This window comes from Stenotrophomonas sp. 78350_Sma (assembly GCF_056482105.1).
In genome coordinates, this window is the sequence record NZ_CM151182.1 from 320,005 (window position 1) to 340,965 (window position 20,961).

Here is a 20,961-nt window from a genome sequence, read left to right on the forward strand (position 1 = left end):
CGGGTTGCACAGTGTCCGCCTGCTGCAGTGATGATGGAAATGAATCATCATCATCCTTGCCATCTGGAAACGAGATAGTTCGGTGAACCTCAAGCAGCTCGAGTTTGCCGTTGCCCTTGCCGAGGAGGGCAATTTCACCCGTGCCGCAGAACGTTGCCACGTGGTGCAGTCCGCACTCAGCCACCAGATTGCCTACCTGGAGCAGGAACTGGGCACGCCGCTGTTTGAACGCCTGCCGCGGCAGGTGCGGGCGACGGCAGCCGGTGAGGCGCTGCTGGTGCACGCACGCCAGGTGCTGGCCAGCCTGCGCCACCTGCGCGCCGACGTGGCGGCGGTGAGCGGCGAGGTGCGCGGGCTGCTGGCGATCGGGCAGATTTCCTCGCTGACCGACATTGACGTGGTGGCGATGCTGGCCGCCTTCCAGCAGGTGCATCCCCAGGTGGAATTCCAGTTGCGGGTGGACAAGAGCGAGGACCTGATCGCACAGGTGCAGTCGCGCGAACTGGACGTGGCACTGGTGGGGTTGGCGCCCTCCGCGGCGCTGGACGGGGTCTGCCACAGGATGCTGCAGGAAGAAGACCTGGTGGCGGTACTGGCCCCCTCGCATCGGCTGGCCCGGCGCAAACGGTTGCCTTTGACCACGCTGCAGGATGAAGCGCTGGTCGACTTCCCGCGCGGTACCGGTGCGCGGCGGCAGACCGACGATGCGTTCGCTGCTGCTGGCCTGCCGCACACGGTACGCTTCGAGGTCAATCTGATGGAACTGGTCGAGCGCTTCGTCCGCCATGGGCTGGCGGTCGGCATCGTGCCGGCGTTGATCGCCGAAGGCTTTGAAGGCGTGGTGCGGATTCCGCTGCAGCCGACCCCGACCCGCCGCGTGCACCTGGTCTGGCAACGGCTGCCGACGCCCGCGGCACGGGCGTTCGTGGACGCCGTGCTCAGCCGCGCAGGCGCAGGCTCAGGCCCTTGAGGAAGTTGCGCAGCATCTGGTCCAGGCAACGCCGGTAGTTGGTGTGCCCGGGCTGGCGGAACAGCGCGCCGACTTCCGACTTGGAGACGTTGAAACCGGCGCTGGCGAAGATCTCCATCAGATCGACGTCGCGCAGCTGGAACGCCACGCGCAGCTTCTTCAGCACCAGGTTGTTGTCGATGCGGGTTTCCACCGCACGCTGCGGCTGGCTCTCGTCGCGACCGCGCAGGTGCACGATCAGGCCGTCGAGGAAGTGCGCCAGCGCGCTGTCGCTCATCGCTTCGAAACCGGCTTCGTCCTCGCGGCGCAGCCAGGCCTTCACCTGTTCGGGATCCACGGCGAAGGCCGGGTCGGCCATCTGGCACAGGGTCACCACGTGGTGGTCGCCCAGGTCCAGGGAGTAGCGCACGCTGCGCAGGACATCATTGTTGATCATGGCCCAATTGTACCGGTCACCCCGGCAGGCGGGGCCGGATCTGGCCGATCAGGCAACGCAACCCCCGGCCGACGGTGCCAGAATGGGGGTCTGGTTTTCCCCCTGGAGTTGCCTGATGACCCGCACTGTCCTGATTACCGGCGCCACGTCCGGCTTCGGCGCCGCCGCCGTCCACCGCTTCGCCCAGGCGGGCTGGAAGGTGATCGCCACCGGCCGCCGCAGTGAACGCCTGCAGCCGCTGGTCGAGCGCTACGGCAAGGACGTGGTGCATGCCGCCGCCTTCGACATCCGTGATCCGATTGCGATGGAAGCGGCGCTGCTGGCACTGCCGCCGGCCTTCGGCGAGATCGATCTGCTGGTCAACAACGCCGGCCTGGCGCAGGGCACCGCGCCGGCACAGAGCGCCAGGTTGTCGGACTGGACCACGATGATCGACACCAACATCACCGCGCTGGTGACCCTGACCCACCACCTGCTGCCGCAGCTGGTGGAGCGCAAGGGCGCGATCATCAATATTTCGTCGGTGGCCGGCGTCTACCCGTACCCGGGTGGCAACGCCTACGGTGGCACCAAGGCCTTCGTCAGCCAGTTCTCGCTGGGCCTGCGTTCGGACCTGCACGGTACCGGCGTGCGCGTGACCACGATCGAGCCGGGCATGGCCGAAACCGAGTTCACCGTGGTGCGTACCCATGGCGACCAGGCTGCGTCGGACAAGCTCTATACCGGCGCCAACCCGATGACCGCAGAGGACATCGCAGAGCAGATCTTCTGGGTGGCCAGCCTGCCGCCGCACCTGAACATCAATCGCCTGGAACTGATGCCGGTCAGCCAGTCGTTTGCCGGCTTCCAGGTTGCCCGCGAAGGCTGACCTGTACCGTGCGTCCTGTAGAGCCGAGCCCATGCTCGACTGCTGCTCTCGCCTTCACCAACGCAAAAAAAAGCCGGGCAATGCCCGGCTTTTTCCATTCAGACCCGACAGGTCACTGTGCCTTGATCGCCATCGCCTGCAGGCCAGTGCCATCCAGCTTCTGCTTGGCTTCGGACAGTTCGCCGGCGCTGCCATACGGCCCCATGCGCACGCGGTATACGGTCTTGCCGTTGATCTGTGCTGATTCCACGCGAGCCGCAAGTCCCATCATCGCCAGCTTGGCCTTGGTCGCTTCGGCATCGCCGGAGGCACCGAAGGCGCCTGCCTGCAGGATGTAGCGGGCATTGTCGGCGGCCGCCGGTGCGGCAGCGGCCGGGGTACCCGCCGTTGCCGGTGCCGTTTCCGCGCGCGCCGCTGGAGTGGCGGCGGCGGTGCTGGTCGAGGCCGGGGCCGTGCTGGCCGGCGGCGTTGCCGCGGCAGGACGTTCACTCAGCGGTGCCGGCAGCGGACGGCTGGTGGCGGTCACCTGCGCGGTGCTGGCCACGCTGGCGGTGGCCGTCGGTGCCGGCGCAGCGGTTGCGGCCGGAACCGGCTTGCCCTCCAGTGCCGCCTGCGCGCGCTGCGCTTCGGCCTTGGCCCGGCGCTGGTCTTCGGCACGTGCGCTGGCGGCCAATTCGGCATCGGACATCTCGACTTCCTTGCCCGGCAGCAGGGTGTAGAAGTCGTACTGGGTGGCGGCCGGCTTTTCCGGTTCGGCCGGCTTCGGCGTGGCCGGCTGCGCGGCCGGCTGGGTGCCGACATCGCCGTCGGCATCAGCGACCGGGGCCGGCTGCGCGTTCGGGTTCGGCTGTGGAACGGCGCGCAGGAAGCCATCGCCTTCGCCCTTGAACAGGTTCGGCGCCGCCAGGAACACCACGGCCGCAATCGCCACGCCAGCGACCAGCCACACCCATCCGGGTGTGCCCTGGCTGCTGCTGTTGCGTCGTGCCTGGTTTTTGCCGCGTCGTGCTGCCATGTGTACTGCGTCTCCTGATGCTTACATTTTTTCCGGGGCGCTGACGCCCAGGAGTTCGAGGCCGTTGGCCAGCACCTGGCGCGCGGCGCAGGCTAGGGTCAGTTTGGCGTTGCGATCGGCGGCATCTTCCACCAGCACCGGCGTCCCGTGATACCACGTGTGGAACGCGTGCGCCAATTCACGCAGGTACTGCGCCACCAGATGCGGTTCCAGCGCCACGCCGGCCGCCTCCACCACTTCCGGGTACCGCGAGATCTCGTTCATCAGCAGCAGCGAAGCGTCGTCGGCCAGGCGGCCGAGGTTGGCCAGGCCGTTGCCCTGTTCGTACACCAGGCCCTTCTCCTGCGCCTGGCGCAGCAGGCTGCAGACGCGGGCGTGCGCGTACTGCACGTAGAACACCGGGTTGTCGTTGCTCTGCTGGCGGGCCAGGTCGATGTCGAAGGTCAGCTGCGAATCGGGCTTGCGCGCGATCAGGAACCAGCGGGTCGCATCGCGGCCGGCTTCCTCGATCAGGTCGCGCAGGGTGAAGTAGCTGCCGGCACGCTTGGACAGCTTCACTTCCTCGCCGCCACGCATGACGGTGACCATCTGGTGCAGCACGTATTCCGGCCAGCCCTGCGGAATGCCCACTTCCATCGCCTGCAGGCCGGCGCGCACGCGTGCCAGCGAGCCGTGGTGGTCGGCGCCCAGCTCGGTGATCGCGCGCTCGTAGCCGCGCTGCCACTTGGACAGGTGGTAGGCCACGTCCGGCACGAAGTAGGTGAAGGTGCCGTCGGACTTGCGCATCACGCGGTCCTTGTCGTCACCGAAGTCGGTGCTGCGCAGCCACAGCGCGCCACCTTCCTCGTAGGTGTGGCCCGAGGCCTGCAGCTTGGCGACCGCTTCAGCGACCTTGCCGTCGGCGTACAGCGAGCTTTCCAGGAAGTAGATGTCGAAGTCGACGCCGAACGCGGCCAGGTCCAGGTTCTGCTCGTTGCGCAGGTAGGCCACGGCGAAGCGACGGATCGCCTGCATGTCGTCCGGGTCCTTGGCGCCGACCACGGTGCTGCCTTCCAGGTCGACGCTGGCGCCGGCCATGTAGGCGCGGGCGACGTCGGCGATGTACTCACCGCGGTAGCCACCTTCCGGCCAGCCGTCCTGGTCCGGCGCGATGCCCTTGATCCGCGCCTGGGTGGACAGCGCCAGGTTCTCGATCTGCACGCCGGCGTCGTTGTAGTAGAACTCGCGCTTGGCGTTCCAGCCGTTCGCATCGAGCACGCGTGCCACGCAGTCGCCGATCGCCGCCGCGCGGCCATGACCGACATGCAGCGGGCCGGTCGGGTTGGCCGACACGTACTCCACGCCCACCGTGCGGCCATTGCCGGACAGGTTGCGGCCGTAGTCGTGCGCTTCCTTGATGACCGAAGCGGCTTCGCGCTGGTACGCGGCCGGAGCCAGGTGGAAGTTGATGAAGCCCGGGCCAGCGATCTCGACCTTGCTGACGTCCTCGCTGCGCGGCAGCGCCTCGACCAGCGCCTGCGCCAGTGCGCGCGGATTGCTGCGCGCGGCCTTGGCCAGCAGCATCGCGGCGTTGGTGGCGAAGTCGCCGTGGTCACGGGTCTTCGGGCGCTCGACCACGAAGTCCGGCGGCAGGGAGTCGGCGGGCAGGGTGCCATTGGCGCGCAAGGCTTCGATGCCTTGGCTGATCAGGGCGCGGAGGAGATTTTTCACGAGGCCTGCTGTGAGAATGAGCGGCGGAATCGCCCATTTTAGCGCAGATACCCGCGCCTACGCTGACCAGAACATGCCAGTGGGGGCGGCCGATGGCCCTTGCGGGGCCGCGCTCAGCCGAACAGGCGGGGCTGCAGTTGGGCCAGCAGGCCTCGTTCAGCAAACGAAACGGGACGGCCCTCGCCGACCACGAAGTGGTCCAGCAGGCGCACGTCCACCATTGCCAGCGCCTGCTGCAGTTCGTCGGTGATGCGGGTATCGGCGCTGGAGGGTTCCGGGTCGCCGGAAGGGTGGTTGTGGCTGAGGATCACCGCCGCCGCGTTGTGCAGCAGGGCGCGGCGCACCACTTCGCGGGGGTAGACCGGGGCGGCGTTGATGGTGCCGTGGAACAGCTCTTCACAGGCGATCAGGCGGTGGCGGTTGTCCAGGAACAGGGCCATGAAGACCTCGCGGGCCTGGCCACGCAGCCGGTGCTGCAGGTAGCGGCCGACCGCCGCCGGGTTGTTGCCTACCGCCTCGCCGTGCTCCAGCTCGGCCGCCAGATAGCGATGGGCCAGTTCCAGCCCGGCAGCAAGCGTGCAGCTGCGTGCCGGGCCGAGCCCGGGCAGGCGGGCCAGTTCAGCGGCGGGGCGGTCGAGCAGCACCCGCAACGGGCCGTGCGCCTGCAGCAGGTCGCGCGCGGTCTGCACGGCATCGCGGCCACCGAACCCGGAGCCGAGAAACAGCGCCAGCAGTTCGGCGTCGGAAAGTGCCGTGGGCCCCCGCGCGATCAACTTCTCGCGGGGGCGTTCCTGTTCGGGCCAGTCATGGATGGGCATGGCCCCAAGCTTGGACGTTTGTCCCCACTACCGAAATCAGGAAACCGGGATGAGAAGGGTCGGTCGATGCCTACCAGGCAGATTTGCAACAAATTTCAATGGATCCACCGACCGCCACTTCTAGACTTCCACGGTGTGCCCAGGAGGCCTGATGAAGCGACTTTCCCTGATCCTCATCCTTTCTGTCTCGATGCTGCCTGGTACGTCGGGGGCTGGGGTCGTTGTTGCAACCTACGAGGAACTGCCCTCGTTGGCCAACCGTGGAGTTGCCGTCGTGGCGGCAAGCTTCGATGGCGCTGTACTGGCGGGGACTGGCCATCGTGGATGCTGCTTCTCGCAGGCATTCCGATGGTCCAGCCAGGATGGCGTCCGTTGGCTGTCACCGCGGAACGAAGCAGAAGAAAGTTCGGCTTGGGCAATCAGCAGGGACGGTCAGATCCTCCTTGTGGAGACCCAGATCTCGTCCGCGATGCAGGTTCTCCGCTGGCTGCCTGATGGCGAACTGGTTGCGGTTACCCCGATCGGTCAATCCCACCAAGGCAGGGCGATGAACGCTGATGGGACAGTGGTTGGTGGGGCGGAGTACCTTTACCACTCACCGGATAGCGAGCAGCCGTACCTGTGGAGCGAGGCAGAGGGCTATCGCATTCTTCCGGCGCCTGAAGGAGCCGACGGTACGCGCCCCACCCATTTCGACCCGGATCCGGCTGTTGTCCATGGCATCTTCTTTGTCGACGGGCCTGAACCAGGCGATCCCGCGGTACCCATGCGGATCCGGTGGCGAAACAATGACGTCGACCCCGCCTCGCTTGCACCCTTGCCGGATGACACGCTCCAGATCGGTCAGATCGCTTTGGAGCAGTCGCTTCAGGTCGCAGGGATCGATCGCTCCGAGCCAATGTCGATCGTGTGGATGGATCTGCGGGGCGGAATCCTGCTGGGCAGCGAACCGTTTTCGAATCAGGCACTGATCTGGACGCGCAGCAACGGCGTGTGCCGTCTGCAAGACTGGCTGCGGGCACTTCCTGTGGAGCTCCCCGAAGATACCCGTTGGCAGGGCTCTCTGGTCAGCCCGGACGGGCGCGTGCTGGTTGGCGTCGGGCACCGCAAGGGAGGCGAGGAGCAGGTTCCCTGGCGGGTATCCTCGGAGGTGCCCTTGGCGGACATTGTCCTGCCTGCGCCTGGTTGTGCCGCTTCAGCCAGCTGAGTCCCAATGCCTCAGTCGCGCCGGGTCTGCAGGTAGTCGAACAGTTCCTGGTTGTTCTGCAGGCCCAGCTTGCGCTTGGCCTCGGCCTTCTGCCGGCTGATCGTCTTCGGGCTGCGCCCACATCGTGCGGCCACGGCGTTCACGCTGAGGCCGGCCGCCAGCAGGTCCAGTACTTCCTGCTCGCGTGCCGACAACGGCGCCGGTTCGCGTGGGAACAGCAGGTCGCGGGCCTGCAGATGGTGGCGCAGCTGCTGGGAGACGAACACCTGGCCGACAAGCGCGGCGTTCAGTGCCTGCGGCAGTTCGGAGAAATCGGCGCATTTGTCGACCAGACCGCTGACGCCCTCGCGCAGCAGGCCATCAAGCAGCCCGGGATGGCGGGCGCCGGTCAGCACGACCACTGGAAGCCCGGGGTAGCGGGTGTGCAGCGCATCGATCAGTTCCGGGCCATCCGGGCCGGTGCCGGGCATCGACAGGTCGGTCAGCACGGCATCGCATGGGTGATTGTCGAGCAGCTCCAGCAGCTGGGCGCCGTCACGCGCACTGCCGACGATGTTCATCAGGTGGGTCTGCAGCACGATACGGATGCCATGCAGGACCACGGGATGGTCGTCGGCGATGATGATGCGTGGATGCACGCGGCTCCTCGAAAGTCGAACAGGCCACGGCGGGCGGCAGCCAATGCCTGATTCTGCAAAAGCGCAGACCCGTAGAGGTATAGGAAAGGTCCGAAACTGATACCGGGTGAATCCCAGGTCAACGGAGGCGGACTCCATCTGCTGATAGCTGCCCGCTATGTGCGCCCTGCACCGGGACATTACCGACCATCGGGTAAGCTAGCGCCCTCGTTTGCACAGGAATTCCAGGTGGCTGACTCCCCCAACGCTTCCCCCGCGCAGGCCCGCGCGCTGGAAGGTCAGAAACTGCTGTTGTGCGTCGGAGGCGGGATCGCGGCCTACAAGGCCCTGGAACTGGTGCGGCGCCTGCGCGACGCCGGTGCCCAGGTGCAGGTGGCGATGACCGCCGGAGCACAGCAGTTCGTCACTCCGCTCAGTTTCCAGGCCCTGTCCGGGCAGCCGACCCGCACCACGCTGTGGGACAGCGCCGCCGAACAGGCCATGGGCCACATCGAGCTGGCCCGCTGGGCCGACCGCATCGTGGTCGCCCCGGGTACCGCCGATCTGCTGGCCCGGCTCGCCCAGGGTCATGCCGATGACCTGGTCAGCACCCTGTGCCTGGCCAGCACCGCTCCATTGACGATCTGCCCGGCGATGAACCACCGCATGTGGCTGCATCCGGCCACCCAGGCCAACATCGCCCTGCTGCGCCAGCGCGGCGCGCAGGTGATCGGCCCGGTCGACGGTCCGCTGGCCGAAGGCGAGTCCGGTCCGGGTCGTCTGGCCGAGCCCGGCGACATCGTGGCGGCGTTGGCCGCCAATGGCAGCTGCGCCGCGACCGTTGCCGCGCCGGAAACCCGCGCGCTGCAGGGCCTGCGCCTGCTGATCAGCGCCGGCCCGACCTATGAAGACATCGATCCGGTGCGCTACGTCGGTAACCGCAGCAGCGGCAAGATGGGCTTCGCCCTGGCCGCGGCCGCCGCGACGATGGGCGCCCAGGTGGTGCTGGTCAGCGGCCCCGTACAGCTGCCGACGCCACCCGGCGTGCAGCGTGTGGACGTGCGCTCGGCCGCGCAGATGCGCGATGCCGTGCTGAAGTCGTTGCCGGCCGACATCTATATCGGTGCCGCTGCGGTGTCCGACTACACGCCGCGCCAGGTCGCGCCGCAGAAGCTGAAGAAGACCGCCGAGAGCCAGTCGCTGGTGATCGAGCTGGTGCGCACGCCGGACATCCTCGCCGAAGTTGCCGCGCAGACACAGTCGCTGAAGCTGGTGGTCGGCTTTGCCGCCGAAACCCACGACGTGGAGAAGTATGCACGTGGCAAGCTGGTCGACAAGCGCCTGGACCTGGTGATCGCCAACCAGGTCGGCATCAGCGGCGGTGGTTTCGAGAGTGACAACAATGCCGCCACTGCCTTCTGGCAGGACGGTGAACAGGTATTCCCGGCCACCTCCAAGCGCGAGCTGGCCGAACAACTGCTGGCGCTGATCGCGCGGAGACTCCAGGCATGACCCAGGCTTTCACTTCCCAACCGCTGCAGGTCAAGCTGCTTGATCCGCGTTTCGGCGACAGCTGGCCGCTGCCGGCCTATGCCACCGAAGCCAGCGCCGGCATGGACCTGCGCGCCGCGCTGGATACCGCGTTGACCCTGCAGCCGGGCGACACCGCGCTGGTGCCCAGCGGCCTGGCCATCCATATCGCCGATCCGCACCTGTGCGCGGTGATCCTGCCGCGTTCCGGGCTGGGCCACCGCCACGGCATCGTGCTCGGCAACGGCACCGGCCTGATCGATGCCGATTACCAGGGCCCGTTGCTGATCAGCGTCTGGAATCGTGGCCGAGAGGCCTTCACCATCGAGCCGGGCGATCGCATCGCGCAGCTGGTGGTCGTGCCGATTGCCCGCGTCAGCCTGCAGGTGGTGGATACTTTCACCGACAGCGTGCGGGGAACGGGTGGATTCGGCCATACCGGGGTGCGTTGACGGGGGACATTGATGAGCGGCATCGGGGAAGGGCAGCGGGAACGGTCGTTGGGACGCAGTGCGCCACTACTGGGGGTGCTGCTGGTCCTGCTGGCTGGCTGGTTCGGATGGAGCGCGGTGCAGCAATGGCGGCAGGAAGCCAATGGCCAGGCGCTGGAAGAAGCGCGTGACCAGGCCGTGCAGGGGCTGCAGGAGGCGGCTGCCGGCCAGCTGAAGCAGCTGCAGCAGCAGCTGAAGAACGAACGCGTGCAGCAGGCACTGCAGGCCGGTGACGCCGCCGCGGCAGCGCTGGCCGTACGCGAGAGCTGGACCGGGGTGGAGCAGGTTGAAGTGCTGGGCGCCGATCTGGCAACGGCCTATGCCGACCCGGCCACCTTCGGCTATGCACGCCTGGCCCTGCTGGAAGAAGCGCTGGCTGAGGGCAAGCCGGGCCTGCGCGTGGTGCGCGATGCAGGTGGCAATCGTCTTGGCCTGGCGGCTCCGGTGCAGCTGGGCAGCCTGGGCCCGGCAGTGCTCTACGTGCGCCAGCCATTGCTGCGGCTGACCTCGCCGCTGGACCAGGTGAGTGCGCCATCGGCCGGTTTCCTTGGCCTGCGCCAGGGCACGCATGACCTCGTCGCCCAGGGCGATGCCGGCCTGGCAGAAAGTGCCGAAGCATTGGCGCGGCCGGTTCCGGGCACGCCGTTGCGGCTGGTGGCCGCGGTACCGAATGTCGAACCCGGTCCGCTGGGCCTGGGTTCGCTGGCCAGCGCCATCGTCGCGCTGCTGCTGGCCTTTGTCGCCGTGTTGCTGGTGGTCGGTCGCGGCCGCTTGCCGAAGACCCTGCCGCTGCCGCGCCGCGCTGCTGCGGCCGAAGCCGATCACGGTCCTACCCTGAGTGAGAGCCTGCAGATGGCGCCGCCGCCGGTGGCCGTCGCCAGCACCGCGGAAAGTGCGCCGCCGCCACCGCCGGTCCCGGCCGGGGAACTGGCCGCCGGCATCTTCCGCGCCTACGACATCCGTGGCGTGGTCGGCAGCGAACTGACGCCGAAGACCGCCGCGCTGATCGGCCAGGCCATCGGCACCGTGGCGCTGGAGCAGGGCCTGCGCGAGGTGGTGATCGGCCGGGATGGCCGCCTGTCCGGCCCGGAACTGGCCGCGGGATTGGCCGAGGGCCTGCGTCGCACCGGTTGCACGGTGATCGACATCGGCCTGGCACCGACGCCGGTCGTCTACTACGCCGCCTTCCATCTGCGTACCGGCAGCTGCGTGGCAGTGACCGGCAGCCATAACCCGCCCGAGTACAACGGCTTCAAGGTGGTCATCGGCGGTGAGACGCTGTCCGGCGATGCCATCACCGATCTCTACCAGCGCATCGTCGAGGGTCGCCTGGTGCAGGCGACGGAGCCGGGCGACTACCAGCAGCGCGAGGTGGGTGCCGACTACATCCAGCGCATCGCTGATGACGTGCAGCTGGACCGCCCGTTGAAGGTCGTGGCCGATGCCGGCAACGGCGTCGCCGGTGCGCTGGCGCCACAGCTGCTGGAAGCCATCGGTGCCGAAGTCATCCCGCTGTACTGCGATGTCGACGGCACCTTCCCCAATCATCATCCCGACCCGAGCGAACCGGCCAACCTGGAAGACCTGGTGCAGACGGTCAAGCGCTTCGGCGCCGACCTCGGCGTCGCCTTCGATGGCGACGGCGACCGCCTGGGCGTGGTCACCGGCGAAGGCAGGATCATCTATGCCGACCGCCTGCTGATGCTGTTCGCCGCCGATGTGCTGATGCGCAACCCGGGCGCGATGGTGATCTACGACGTGAAGTGCACCGGCAAGCTGTCCGACCACGTGCTGCGTAATGGTGGCAGCCCGTTGATGTGGAAGACCGGGCATTCGCTGATGAAGGCGAAGATGCGCGAGACCGATGCCGAGCTGGCCGGCGAGATGAGCGGCCACTTCTTCTTCAAGGAGCGCTGGTTCGGTTTCGACGATGGCCTGTATGCGGCGGCGCGCCTGCTGGAGATCCTGGCCCAGCGCGAAGAGACCCCGGACGAGGTGCTGGCCGAGCTGCCGGAGATGGTGGCCACGCCGGAGCTGAAGGTGCCGGTGGCTGAAGGTACGCCGCATGCGCTGGTGGCGATGCTGGTGGCGGCGGCACAGTCGCCGGACAACCCGTACGTGGGTGGGCGGCTGTCGACCATCGACGGCCTGCGCGTGGACTTCCCCGATGGCTGGGGGCTGGTGCGTGCCTCCAACACCACGCCGGTGCTGGTGCTGCGCTTCGAGGGCAATGACGAGGCGGCACTGGAACGCATCCAGGCGCTGTTCCGCAGCCAGTTGCAGCCGGTGCTGGGCGACACCCCGCTGGGGTTCTGAGGTCGGGCCGGGCTGCGCCCGGCACCCGCCGAAGCAACGTCAACGTCAAAGGCCGGCTATCCGTGGGACACCGCCCCACCCCTGACAATGTCCTGGAGCTGTTGGTAGGTGTCGACCTTGGTCGACACAGTAGATCCACGCCATGCGTGGATGCTCTTCCGAATTCGTTTGTCTGGTGGGTGCCGACCGTTGGTCGGCACACCCTCACCCCTTGAACCGCAATCCCACGCCCGGTTCGGTGAACAGGTAGCGCGAATCCAGCGCTGAATCGCCCAGCTTGTGCCGCAGCTTGCCGACCAGGATGCGCAGGTAGTGGGTGTCGTGCTGGTGGGTCGGCCCCCAGATCTCCTGCAGGATCTGCGGCTGGGTCACCACCCGCCCGGCGTTGCGCAGCAGCAGCGACAGCAACGCGTATTCCTTGCGGGTCAGCGCCACCGGCTCGCCATCGAGTGCCACTTCACGGCGCACCAGATCCACATGCAGATGGCCGTCGTCGAACACCGGCGGTGTGCCATCGCTGGGCACACTGCGCGTGCGCAGCAGCGCACGTACCCGTGCCATCAGTTCCTGCGTGCCGAACGGCTTGGTCACGTAGTCATTGGCGCCGGTGTCCAGCGCCCGCACCTTCTCGGCCTCGCCGGCGCGCACGGTCAGCATGATCACCGGCACCTGGCTCCACTGCCGCAGCTGCTCCAGCACCTCGTGCCCTTCCATGTCCGGCAGGCCGATGTCCAGGATGACCAGGTCCATGTCCTCGCTGGCCGCCAGCTGCAGGCCCTCCTGGCCGGTGGCGGCCTGCCGCACCTGGTAGCCCTGCGCACGCAGGCTGATGTCCAGGAACCGGCGGATCTGGGTTTCATCATCGATCACCAGCACGCGCGCGGCTGGCACGCTGGCATCAATCGGGGTCGGGCTCATCGTGGGAGGCTGGCTTGAGCAGGGGCAGGGTGATGCGGATCAGGGTACCGCGACCGTCGCGTCCGGGCAGTGCCTGCACGCTGCCGCCATGCGCACCGATCATGCCCTGGCAGATGGTCAGTCCCAGGCCGGTGCCGTGGCGGCCGCGGTCGCCGCGCTCGACGCTGTAGAACATGTCGAAGATGCGCGCGCGCTCGTCGTCGGGAATGCCGGGCCCGGCATCGATCACGTCGATGCGCAGCTGACCGTCCAGCTCGCGCGCCTGCACCTGCACGGCGGCGTCGGGCGGCGAGAACTTGGCGGCGTTCTCCATCACGTTGAACACTGCCTGTTCGACCAGTGCCGGGTGCACCCAGATCGGCGCCAGCGTGGAGGGAATATCCAGCTCCAGCCGCACCTTCGGCTGGTAGCGCTGCAGGCGCCGCGCCGCCGAGCCGATCAGTTCGTCCACGCCGATCCAGTCGCGGTTGATCTTCAATCCCTCGTGGCCGAGGCGGGTCATGTCCAGCAGGTTCTGGATGTAGCGGTCCAGCCGTTCGCCCTCGACCAGGATGGTGTCCAGCAGGGCACGGCGATCGGCCGTATCCATCGCCGCGCCGTAGCTGGCCAGGCTGTCGGCCGAACCGATCATCGCCGCCAGCGGCGAGCGCAGGTCGTGCGACACCGAAGAGAGCAGGGCCGAGCGCAGCCGTTCGGTCTCGTTGCTGACGTGCGCCTGCTCCAGTTCGGCCACCAGCCGCGTACGCAGCGCGGCCTGCGCGATGTCATCGACCATTGCTTCGGCCAGCTGCCGTTGCTCGGGCAGCAGGCGCGCCTGTGCGCCGGGCAGGTACAGGCCGGCCACGCCGATGGCGCGGTCCTCGCCATCCAGCAGCGGCAGGAACCACCATTGCGCACCGGCCAGGGTGTCGGTGAAGCGGCCGCTGGGCTGGCCGTGGCGCAGGGCCCAGTCGGCCGCCGCCAGATCGGTATCGCCCGGCTGGCTGCGGCCACCGGTGGCGGTATCGGCGCCGATCCGCAGCCACGCCGGTACATCCATGGCCTGTTCCAGTGCATGCCGACCCGCCTGCGCCACCTCGCCGTTGCCGGCGGCACTGGCCAGCTGGCGGCCCAGCTGCTGGCGCGCACGCGCATGTCGATTCGCCGCACGCAGCGCGATCACCTGCATGCGCAGGCGCGAGGCCAGGCGTCCGGCCACCAGCGCGGCAGCCAGGAACAGGAACACCGTGATCACGCCCTGGCGCGCACCGATGGCGAAGGTGAAGCGCGGCGCGATGAACAGGAAGTTGTAGGCGAGGAAGCACAGGATCGCCGCCATTACCGCCACGCTGGCGCGCGTGCGCGCAGCCACCAGTACCACCGCCACGATGAACACCATCGACAGGTCGGCCATGCCGACCCAGCGTTCGGCCAGCCATGCCACCCCGCAGGCCAGCGCGGTGGCGATCAGCGCCTGTACCGGTTCGTAGCTGATGCCGCGCATCGGTGGCAGCAGGCCTTCGCGGCGCGAGCGCGCACGCGCCTGTGGGGTGCTGATGATGGTGATCTCGTAATGCGCGCCGCGCTGGATCAGCTGCTGGGTCAACGTACGGTTGAACATCCGCGCGAGCGGACGTTCGCGGGTCCGGCCCAGCACCAGGGTCGACACGCCGTTGTGCGCAGCGTGGTCGAGCAGGGCATCGGCGATGCTCGATCCGTGCAGCAGTTCGGCGTCGCCGCCCAGACGCCGTGCCAGGGCGAAGGCGGCATCGATCTCGCGCCGGGTCGCCTCGTCCTGGCGTCGCCCCTGTACGGTCACCACGGTCCACGGTGCGTCCCGGCGTTCGGCGATGCGTCGTGCCACGCGCACCAGGTATTCACTCTGGCCGCCGCCGTCGATCGCCACCAGCACGCCGCGGCGCAGTGGCAGGTTGCTCTCGCCACGGGCAGCGCGTGCCTCGCGCAGGCTGCTGTCGACGCGGTCGGCGGCCTCCTGCATGGCAAGCTCGCGCAGCGCGGTCAGGTTTGCCGGCGAGAAGAACGCCTGCAATGCCTGCGCGGCCTGCTCCGGCAGATAGACCTTGCCCTGCTGCAGGCGCGCGATCAGTTCGCGCGGCGGCAGATCGACCAGCACGATGTCGTGCAGGCGGTCGAGCACACCGTCCGGCACGGTCTCGCTGACGCGCACGCCGGTGATGCGCATCACCACATCGTTGAGGCTTTCCAGATGCTGGATGTTGACCGTGGTCCAGACGTCGATGCCGGCATCCAGCAGTTCCATCACATCCTGCCAGCGTCGCTCATGGCGACTGCCCGGCGCGTTGCGGTGGGCCAGTTCGTCCACCAGCACCAGCGCCGGGTGCCGCGCGAGCACGGCATCCAGATCCATCTCCTGCAGGGCATGGCCGTGGTAGGCCACGTCCTTCAGCGGCAATTGCGGCAGCCCCTCCAGCAGCGCCTGGGTATCGGCACGGCCATGGGTTTCCACCAGCCCGACCACCAGGTCGACGCCGCGACGCAGCTGTTCCTGCGCGCGGGTCAGCATGGTGTAGGTCTTGCCCACGCCCGGCGCCGCGCCGAGGAACACGGTCAGCTTGCCGCCGGCTTCACGTTGCAGGCCTTCAACCAGGGCATCGGCCTGGCGGGTACGCGCATCAGTCATGGGTGCCGCTGTCATGGCCGCCATTGTGCGCGCAGCTGGTGCAGGCCGGCATCACGGCGCCTTGGCCGCGTGGTCCAGCGCGAAGTTCAGCGTTACCACGTTCACCCGCGGCTGGCCGAACAGGCCCCACTGGCGTCCTTCGGTATGCGCCTGCACCAGTGCCTGCACGCGTTCCACCGGCAGGCCACGGGCACGCGCCACGCGAGCTACCTGCAACTGCGCTGCAGACGGCGACAGCTGAGGATCCAGGCCGCCGGCGGACTGGGTGACCAGGTCCGCAGGCACCTGCGCCGGCGCGACGCCTTCGCGTGCGGCTACCGCAGCGGTGCTGGCCGCGACACGCTCGGCCAGCGCCGGGTTGCTGCGCGCCATGTTGGAACCGGCCGCCGCCATCGGGTCGTAGTTGGCCGCCGACGGCCGTGCCTGGAAGTAGCCATCACCGGTGAACGGCTGCGCCAGCCACGCCGAGCCGCGCACCTGGCCACTGTCATCGCGCAACAGGCTGCCTTCCGCCTGGCCCGGGAACGCCAGGCCGGCAAAGCCGGTTGCAATGCCGGCGTAGACCGCGCCGGCCAGCAGCAGGGTGGCCAGGCCCAGGCCGATCGCCGGGCGCCAGCTGGCGCCATCCTGCAGGCTGGCCACGCGGGCCTCGGCCTTCGGTTCGCGGGACAGGGAGGTGGAGGTGGAAGCAGAACGGTTCATGCGCCGGATACCAGGACAAGAAGGAGGTCGATCAGCTTGATCGCCGCGAACGGCAGCAACACGCCGCCGAGGCCGTACACCAGCATGTTCCGGCGCAGCAGCGCCGTCGCGGTGGCGGGGCGGAAGCGCACGCCACGCAGGGCGAGCGGGATCAGTGCGGGAATCACCAGGGCGTTGAAGATCAGCGCCGCCAGCACCGCGTTGCGCGGGCTCGACAGCTGCATCACATTCAGTGCGGCCATGGTCGGAACGGCAGCGGCGAACAGCGCCGGCAGGATCGCGAAGTACTTGGAAACGTCGTTGGCCAGCGAGAAGGTGGTCAGCGCACCGCGCGTGATCAGCTGCTGCTTGCCCACTTCCACCACCGCCAGCAGCTTGGCCGGGTCCGAATCGAGGTCGACCATGTTGCCGGCCTCCTTCGCCGCCTGCGTGCCGGAGTTCATTGCCAGGCCGATATCGGCCTGCGCCAGTGCCGGGGCGTCGTTGGTGCCGTCGCCCACCATCGCCACCAGGCGGCCACCGGCCTGCTCCTGGCGGATGCGTGCCAGCTTGTCTTCGGGGCGGGCCTCGGCGATGTAGTCATCGACACCGGCCTCGGCAGCGATCGCGGCGGCGGTCAGCGGGTTGTCACCGGTGATCATCACCGTGCGGATGCCCATCGCCCGCAGCTGCGCGAACTTCTCGCGCATGCCGTGCTTGACCACGTCCGACAGCTCGATCACGCCCAGCACATGGCGGCCCTCGGCCACCACCAGCGGGGTGGCACCATTGCGCGCGACCTGCTCGACACGACCGGCCAGCTCGGCCGGCACGTTGCCGCCCAGCGACTGCACATGCGCGCGGATGGCATCGGCGGCGCCCTTGCGGATCTGCCGCCCATGTTCCAGGTCGACGCCGGACATCCGGGTCTGGGCAGTGAAGGCCAGATAGTCGGCATGGTCCGGTTCGGCGGTGGCGCACCCCTGTTCGCGCGCCAGGCGCACGATCGACTTGCCTTCCGGAGTCGGGTCGGCCAGCGAGGACAGCAGCGCCGCTTCACGCAGCTGGCTGGCATCGATACCGGCCAACGGGTGGAAGTGGCTGGCCTGGCGATCGCCGTAGGTGATGGTGCCGGTCTTGTCCAGCAGCAGCACGTCCACGTCGCCCGCCACTTCCACCGCCTTGCCCGACTTGGCCAGCACGTTGGCGGCCAGCGCACGGTTCATGCCGGCAATGCCGATGGCTGGCAGCAGGCCGCCGATGGTGGTCGGGATCAGGCACACCAGCAGCGCGATCAGCAGCAGCGGGTCAACCTGCACGCCTACCGCTGCGCCGATCGCCGGCAGCGTCGCCACCACCACCAGGAAGGTCAGCGTCATCGCGGCCAGCAGCAGGGTCAGTGCGATCTCGTTCGGGGTCTTCTGCCGGTTGGCGCCTTCCACCAGCGCGATCATCCGGTCCAGGAAGCTGTGGCCCGGCTCGGCGGTCACCCGCACGATGATCTGGTCGGACAGCACCTTGGTGCCGCCGATCACGCCGGAACGATCGGTGCCGGCCTCGCGCAGCACCGGCGCCGATTCACCGGTCACGGCCGCTTCGTTGATGGTGGCCAGGCCCTGCACGATCTCGCCATCGGCCGGCACCAGCTCGCCGGCGCTGACGATCACGTGGTCACCCGGACGCAGCTCCGCGGCCGGTACCTGGGCTTCCGCCGCACCCGGCTGCGGTGCCGCCAGACGGCGCGCCACCAGATCCTGGCGGGCACGGCGCAGCGAAGCGGCCTGGCCGCGGCCACGGGCTTCGGCGACCGCCTCGGCGAAATTGCCGAACAGCACGGTCACCAGCAGGATCGCGGTCACCGCCAGGCCGAAGCCCAGCGGTGCATTGCCGGTCAGGGTGATGATGGCGGCGACGATCGTGCCGGCCATCACCACCGCCATCACCGGGCTGCGCACCAGGTGCATCGGCGACAGCTTGCGCACCGCCTCGACCAGTGCACGGCGCAGGCCTGCGGCATCCAGCAGGGCAGGGCGCGGTGCGAGGGAACTTCGGGTGGAATTTGCGTGGGTACTCATCGGGGTGTCCTCAGTGCAGTCCCAGGCTCAGGTGGTCGGCGATCGGGCCGAGTACCAGCGCCGGCATGAACTGCAGCACGGTCAGGATGACGATCACCGAGACCAGGGTCAGGGCGAAGGTCGGGGTTTCGATCTGCAGGCTGCCGGCAGACTCGGGCGCCTGGCGCTTGGCGGCCAGCTGTGCGGCCACCACCAGCGGGATGATCAGCAGCGGGAAGCGGCCCAGCAGCAGCACCAGCGAGCAGCTCAGGTTCCACCACAGCGTGGCGTCACCCAGCCCTTCGAAACCCGAACCGTTGTTGGCATAGGCCGAGACGTACTCGTAGAACACCTGGCTGATGCCATGGAAGCCAGGATTGGACGTGCCGGCCAGACCGGGCACGGCCAGGGTGATGGCGGTGAACACCAGCAGGGTGATCGGCTGCAGCAGCACCAGCAGGGCCAGCAGGCGTACCTGTGGCGTCTCCAGCTTGCGGCCGAACAGTTCCGGCGTACGCCCGGTCATCAACCCGGCCAGGAACACGCCCAGCAGCAGGTACACGATGAACTGCTGCAGGCCACAGCCGATACCGCCCCAGATCGCGCTGACCAGCATGTTGACCATCGCGATGCCGCCACTCAGCGGCGCCAACGAATCGTGCATGCCGTTGACCGAGCCGTTGGAGACCTGCGTGGTCACCGCCGCCCACAGCGCGGTGCCATCGGCGCCGAAGCGTACTTCCTTGCCTTCCATCAGCAGGGGCGTGGCGGCGCTGGCGCTATGGGCCTCGCTCCACATCATCGCGCCGGTGGAGAGCAGTGACATGCCCAGCATGCAGCTGAACACCAGCGCGCCGAACCGGCGCCGGCCGGTGAATGCACCGATCATGAAGATCACCGCCATCGGCACCAGCAGGATGCCGACGATCTCCAGCGCGTTCGACAGCGGGGTCGGGTTCTCCAGCGGGAAGCTGCTGTTCGGGCCATACCAGCCGCCGCCGTTGGCGCCCAGCTGCTTGGCCGCGACCATCGCTGCGACCGGGCCCAGCGGCAGTTTCTGCTGGACCATGCTGGCGTTGGCATCGATCGGCGTGGCCTGCGGGCCGCCGGCCATCGTCGAGGGCACGCCCTGGCTGGTCAGCACCAGCGTCCACACCAGGCACAGCGGCAACAGGAAGCGCACGCACAGGCGCACCACGTCAACGTAGTAGTTGCCCACCGCCACCTGGCGGTCATCGCCGGCCCCGCTGGCTGCCGCAGCCTGCGGCGCACGCGAGAACAACGCGCGCAGCGTGGCCACCGCCAACGCCAGGCCCATCATTGGCGTCACCACCTGCAGGCCGGTGATGCCGGTCATCTGCGAGAGGTAGGACAGCTGCGCCTGGCCCGAATAGTGCTGCTGGTTGGTGTTGGTCAGGAACGAGATCATCGTGTGCAGCGCGGTGTCCCAGCGCATGTTCGGGATCTGGTCCGGGTTCAACGGCAGCCAGGCCTGGGTCATGAACACCGCCTGGGTCAGTACCGCGACCACCACGTTGCTCAGCACGAAGGCCAGCACATAGCCGCGCCAGGACATCGAGCGCGATGGATCGACGCCGAACACCCTGTACAGCGGCTTCTCGATCCAGTGGAACAGCACGTCGACCTTCATCGGCGTGCCGCGCATCACGCGTGCCAGGTACAGGCCCAGCGGCCACGCCAGCAGCAGGCTGGCGGCAATAATCACAAGCATCTCAGTCATGGCAGGCTCCGCTCAGAACGACTCGGGCCGCAGCACGACATAAAGGAGATAGGCGGCGGCGACCAGCACCAGCACGCCACACAACAACGACAGCCAGGGGGACATTGCAATAGCGTCCTGGTGGAACCCCTCCACCTCAGGCCGCCATCGTCGTCCTGCCCCCCATAAACGCACTACGCGCCGGACCGGGCCGACGCGTAAAAAGTGCATAAATTCATCGCCCGAAGCCGTAACCGGACGCCGGGTAGCGCCGGGCCATGCCCGGCGGAGGCAACGCCGTCAGCCCGCCGGTGCCGCCGCCGGCACCAACCCCTTCAGCTCGCGATAGCGCTGCAGGGTACTGTCGATCTCGGCCTTCAATGCCTGCTGCTGCTGCACGAGCCCGGCCTGCAGGCGCTGCTGCGCCTGCAGCTGCGCATGCCGCTTGCGGATCGCCTCGGCCTGCTTGTCGACCACCTTGCCGCCGGCCAGTTCGCGGTCTCCCGCCGCCGACAGCAGCGCCACCAGCGACTCACGCAGGCTGGTGACGTTGTACTCGGCGGTCTTCAGGTTGTTGTCCAGCACTTCCTGGCGCTCGGCAAACACCCGGCGCAGGTCGGCCTCGCTGCCGTAGGTGGACAACATGGCCTGCTCGGTGCGCTGGCGGGTCTGCTCGGCCATCAGGTCCAGCTGTTGCTGCTGCGCAGCGGTGCTGGCAGCAGCACGTTCCTCGTCGGTCAACGCGCGCTGGACCTGTGCATTGCGCAGGCCCGTGCTCGCATTGAATTCCTCGCGGGCATGGTTGACCGCGTCGGCCGGCAGCGAATCACTGCAGATCCGCTCCTTGCCCTCGTTCCAGCAGTACAGCTTCTTTTCCGCCTTGCCACTGTCGCGCGACTGCGCCGGTGCGGTGAACGGCACGGCCAGCAGCAGGCCGGCAAAGAGGACAGCAGGAACTCGGGACATGAC

The 20,961-nt window shown here is 68.2% G+C and carries 18 protein-coding genes; 6 read left to right on the forward strand and 12 right to left on the reverse strand.

Going from position 1 to position 20,961, the window contains the following annotated elements; genetic code table 11:
- Positions 1-82 precede the first annotated feature (82 nt).
- Complete coding sequence (locus ACZK4H_RS01400) at positions 83-970, forward strand: LysR substrate-binding domain-containing protein (protein WP_099551478.1); 888 nt, start codon at positions 83-85, stop codon at positions 968-970.
- Here ACZK4H_RS01400 and ACZK4H_RS01405 read toward each other — a convergent pair.
- Positions 939-1,406 carry a YehS family protein gene (locus ACZK4H_RS01405; RefSeq protein ID WP_005411992.1) on the reverse strand — a complete coding sequence of 156 codons (468 nt, stop codon included), beginning with the start codon at positions 1,404-1,406 and terminating at the stop codon, positions 939-941. The two genes, ACZK4H_RS01400 and ACZK4H_RS01405, sit on opposite strands and share 32 nt — an antisense overlap.
- 115 nt (positions 1,407-1,521) lie before the next feature.
- On the opposite strand from ACZK4H_RS01405, the gene ACZK4H_RS01410 reads away from it, so the two are divergent.
- The gene (locus ACZK4H_RS01410; protein ID WP_099551477.1) at positions 1,522-2,274 is read left to right on the forward strand and encodes an SDR family NAD(P)-dependent oxidoreductase; all 753 of its coding nucleotides are present in this window, start codon (positions 1,522-1,524) and stop codon (positions 2,272-2,274) included.
- 112 nt (positions 2,275-2,386) lie between these two features.
- Here the strand turns inward: ACZK4H_RS01410 and ACZK4H_RS01415 are convergent, their stop codons facing one another.
- The 3 genes from ACZK4H_RS01415 to radC all read right to left on the reverse strand — a co-directional run bounded on the left by ACZK4H_RS01415 (position 2,387) and on the right by radC (position 5,817).
- Positions 2,387-3,289 carry an SPOR domain-containing protein gene (locus tag ACZK4H_RS01415; protein WP_099551476.1) on the reverse strand — a complete coding sequence of 301 codons (903 nt, stop codon included), beginning with the start codon at positions 3,287-3,289 and terminating at the stop codon, positions 2,387-2,389.
- Between the two features lie 21 nt (positions 3,290-3,310).
- Positions 3,311-4,999 carry an arginine--tRNA ligase gene (gene argS, locus ACZK4H_RS01420; protein WP_012478915.1) on the reverse strand — a complete coding sequence of 563 codons (1,689 nt, stop codon included), beginning with the start codon at positions 4,997-4,999 and terminating at the stop codon, positions 3,311-3,313.
- Positions 5,000-5,112: 113 nt separating this feature from the next.
- Positions 5,113-5,817 carry a RadC family protein gene (gene radC, locus ACZK4H_RS01425; RefSeq protein WP_099551475.1) on the reverse strand — a complete coding sequence of 235 codons (705 nt, stop codon included), beginning with the start codon at positions 5,815-5,817 and terminating at the stop codon, positions 5,113-5,115.
- 151 nt (positions 5,818-5,968) lie between these two features.
- Here radC and ACZK4H_RS01430 point away from each other — a divergent pair, with 151 nt between their 5' ends.
- The gene (locus ACZK4H_RS01430; protein WP_099551474.1) at positions 5,969-7,024 is read left to right on the forward strand and encodes a hypothetical protein; all 1,056 of its coding nucleotides are present in this window, start codon (positions 5,969-5,971) and stop codon (positions 7,022-7,024) included.
- Between the two features lie 11 nt (positions 7,025-7,035).
- Here ACZK4H_RS01430 and ACZK4H_RS01435 read toward each other — a convergent pair whose 3' ends face one another.
- The gene (locus ACZK4H_RS01435; RefSeq protein WP_099551473.1) at positions 7,036-7,662 is read right to left on the reverse strand and encodes a response regulator; all 627 of its coding nucleotides are present in this window, start codon (positions 7,660-7,662) and stop codon (positions 7,036-7,038) included.
- A gap of 228 nt (positions 7,663-7,890) precedes the next feature.
- On the opposite strand from ACZK4H_RS01435, the gene coaBC reads away from it, so the two are divergent.
- The 3 genes from coaBC to ACZK4H_RS01450 are packed head-to-tail and all read left to right on the forward strand — an operon-like array spanning position 7,891 to position 11,978.
- A complete protein-coding gene (gene coaBC, locus ACZK4H_RS01440) occupies positions 7,891-9,153 on the forward strand; it encodes a bifunctional phosphopantothenoylcysteine decarboxylase/phosphopantothenate--cysteine ligase CoaBC (protein ID WP_099551472.1) in 1,263 nt (420 codons plus the stop codon).
- Complete coding sequence (gene dut / locus ACZK4H_RS01445) at positions 9,150-9,623, forward strand: dUTP diphosphatase (RefSeq protein WP_005411999.1); 474 nt, start codon at positions 9,150-9,152, stop codon at positions 9,621-9,623. Before coaBC ends, dut begins: the two co-directional genes overlap by 4 nt.
- A 12-nt stretch (positions 9,624-9,635) precedes the next feature.
- Positions 9,636-11,978, forward strand: a complete 2,343-nt coding sequence (locus ACZK4H_RS01450; RefSeq protein WP_099551471.1) for a phosphomannomutase/phosphoglucomutase — start codon at positions 9,636-9,638, stop codon at positions 11,976-11,978.
- A gap of 204 nt (positions 11,979-12,182) precedes the next feature.
- Here the strand turns inward: ACZK4H_RS01450 and ACZK4H_RS01455 are convergent, their stop codons facing one another.
- The 7 genes from ACZK4H_RS01455 to ACZK4H_RS01485 all read right to left on the reverse strand — a co-directional run bounded on the left by ACZK4H_RS01455 (position 12,183) and on the right by ACZK4H_RS01485 (position 20,958).
- The gene (locus ACZK4H_RS01455; RefSeq protein WP_004153862.1) at positions 12,183-12,896 is read right to left on the reverse strand and encodes a response regulator transcription factor; all 714 of its coding nucleotides are present in this window, start codon (positions 12,894-12,896) and stop codon (positions 12,183-12,185) included.
- Entirely contained in the window at positions 12,877-15,537 is a 2,661-nt protein-coding gene (locus tag ACZK4H_RS01460; protein ID WP_099551470.1) for a sensor histidine kinase, read from the reverse strand. The genes ACZK4H_RS01455 and ACZK4H_RS01460 overlap by 20 nt, the downstream gene beginning before the upstream one ends.
- Positions 15,538-15,588: 51 nt before the next feature.
- Positions 15,589-16,239, reverse strand: coding sequence for a potassium-transporting ATPase subunit KdpC (gene kdpC, locus ACZK4H_RS01465; RefSeq protein ID WP_099551469.1), 651 nt, complete (start codon positions 16,237-16,239; stop codon positions 15,589-15,591).
- On the reverse strand, positions 16,236-18,293 hold the full coding sequence (gene kdpB, locus ACZK4H_RS01470) for a potassium-transporting ATPase subunit KdpB (protein ID WP_099551468.1): 2,058 nt from the start codon (positions 18,291-18,293) through the stop codon (positions 16,236-16,238). Before kdpB ends, kdpC begins: the two co-directional genes overlap by 4 nt.
- Before the next feature lie 10 nt (positions 18,294-18,303).
- Complete coding sequence (gene kdpA, locus ACZK4H_RS01475; RefSeq protein WP_099551467.1) at positions 18,304-20,013, reverse strand: potassium-transporting ATPase subunit KdpA; 1,710 nt, start codon at positions 20,011-20,013, stop codon at positions 18,304-18,306.
- Between the two features lie 12 nt (positions 20,014-20,025).
- Positions 20,026-20,118, reverse strand: a complete 93-nt coding sequence (locus ACZK4H_RS01480) for a potassium-transporting ATPase subunit F (RefSeq protein WP_005407770.1) — start codon at positions 20,116-20,118, stop codon at positions 20,026-20,028.
- Between the two features lie 174 nt (positions 20,119-20,292).
- Positions 20,293-20,958, reverse strand: a complete 666-nt coding sequence (locus ACZK4H_RS01485) for a hypothetical protein (protein WP_099551466.1) — start codon at positions 20,956-20,958, stop codon at positions 20,293-20,295.
- Positions 20,959-20,961 lie beyond the last annotated feature (3 nt).

Bases quoted from the DNA above. Each gene is read 5' to 3' on its own strand.
- kdpA (WP_099551467.1), bottom strand. From the start codon at position 20,013: ATGACTGAGATGCTTGTGATTATTGCCGCCAGCCTGCTGCTGGCGTGG.
- ACZK4H_RS01480 (WP_005407770.1), bottom strand. From the start codon at position 20,118: ATGTCCCCCTGGCTGTCGTTGTTGTGTGGCGTGCTGGTGCTGGTCGCC.
- ACZK4H_RS01410 (WP_099551477.1), top strand. From the start codon at position 1,522: ATGACCCGCACTGTCCTGATTACCGGCGCCACGTCCGGCTTCGGCGCC.
- ACZK4H_RS01455 (WP_004153862.1), bottom strand. From the start codon at position 12,896: ATGAGCCCGACCCCGATTGATGCCAGCGTGCCAGCCGCGCGCGTGCTG.
- ACZK4H_RS01460 (WP_099551470.1), bottom strand. From the start codon at position 15,537: ATGACTGATGCGCGTACCCGCCAGGCCGATGCCCTGGTTGAAGGCCTG.
- radC (WP_099551475.1), bottom strand. From the start codon at position 5,817: ATGCCCATCCATGACTGGCCCGAACAGGAACGCCCCCGCGAGAAGTTG.
- kdpC (WP_099551469.1), bottom strand. From the start codon at position 16,239: ATGAACCGTTCTGCTTCCACCTCCACCTCCCTGTCCCGCGAACCGAAG.
- ACZK4H_RS01405 (WP_005411992.1), bottom strand. From the start codon at position 1,406: ATGATCAACAATGATGTCCTGCGCAGCGTGCGCTACTCCCTGGACCTG.
- ACZK4H_RS01415 (WP_099551476.1), bottom strand. From the start codon at position 3,289: ATGGCAGCACGACGCGGCAAAAACCAGGCACGACGCAACAGCAGCAGC.
- dut (WP_005411999.1), top strand. From the start codon at position 9,150: ATGACCCAGGCTTTCACTTCCCAACCGCTGCAGGTCAAGCTGCTTGAT.
- ACZK4H_RS01450 (WP_099551471.1), top strand. From the start codon at position 9,636: ATGAGCGGCATCGGGGAAGGGCAGCGGGAACGGTCGTTGGGACGCAGT.
- kdpB (WP_099551468.1), bottom strand. From the start codon at position 18,293: ATGAGTACCCACGCAAATTCCACCCGAAGTTCCCTCGCACCGCGCCCT.
- ACZK4H_RS01430 (WP_099551474.1), top strand. From the start codon at position 5,969: ATGAAGCGACTTTCCCTGATCCTCATCCTTTCTGTCTCGATGCTGCCT.
- ACZK4H_RS01485 (WP_099551466.1), bottom strand. From the start codon at position 20,958: ATGTCCCGAGTTCCTGCTGTCCTCTTTGCCGGCCTGCTGCTGGCCGTG.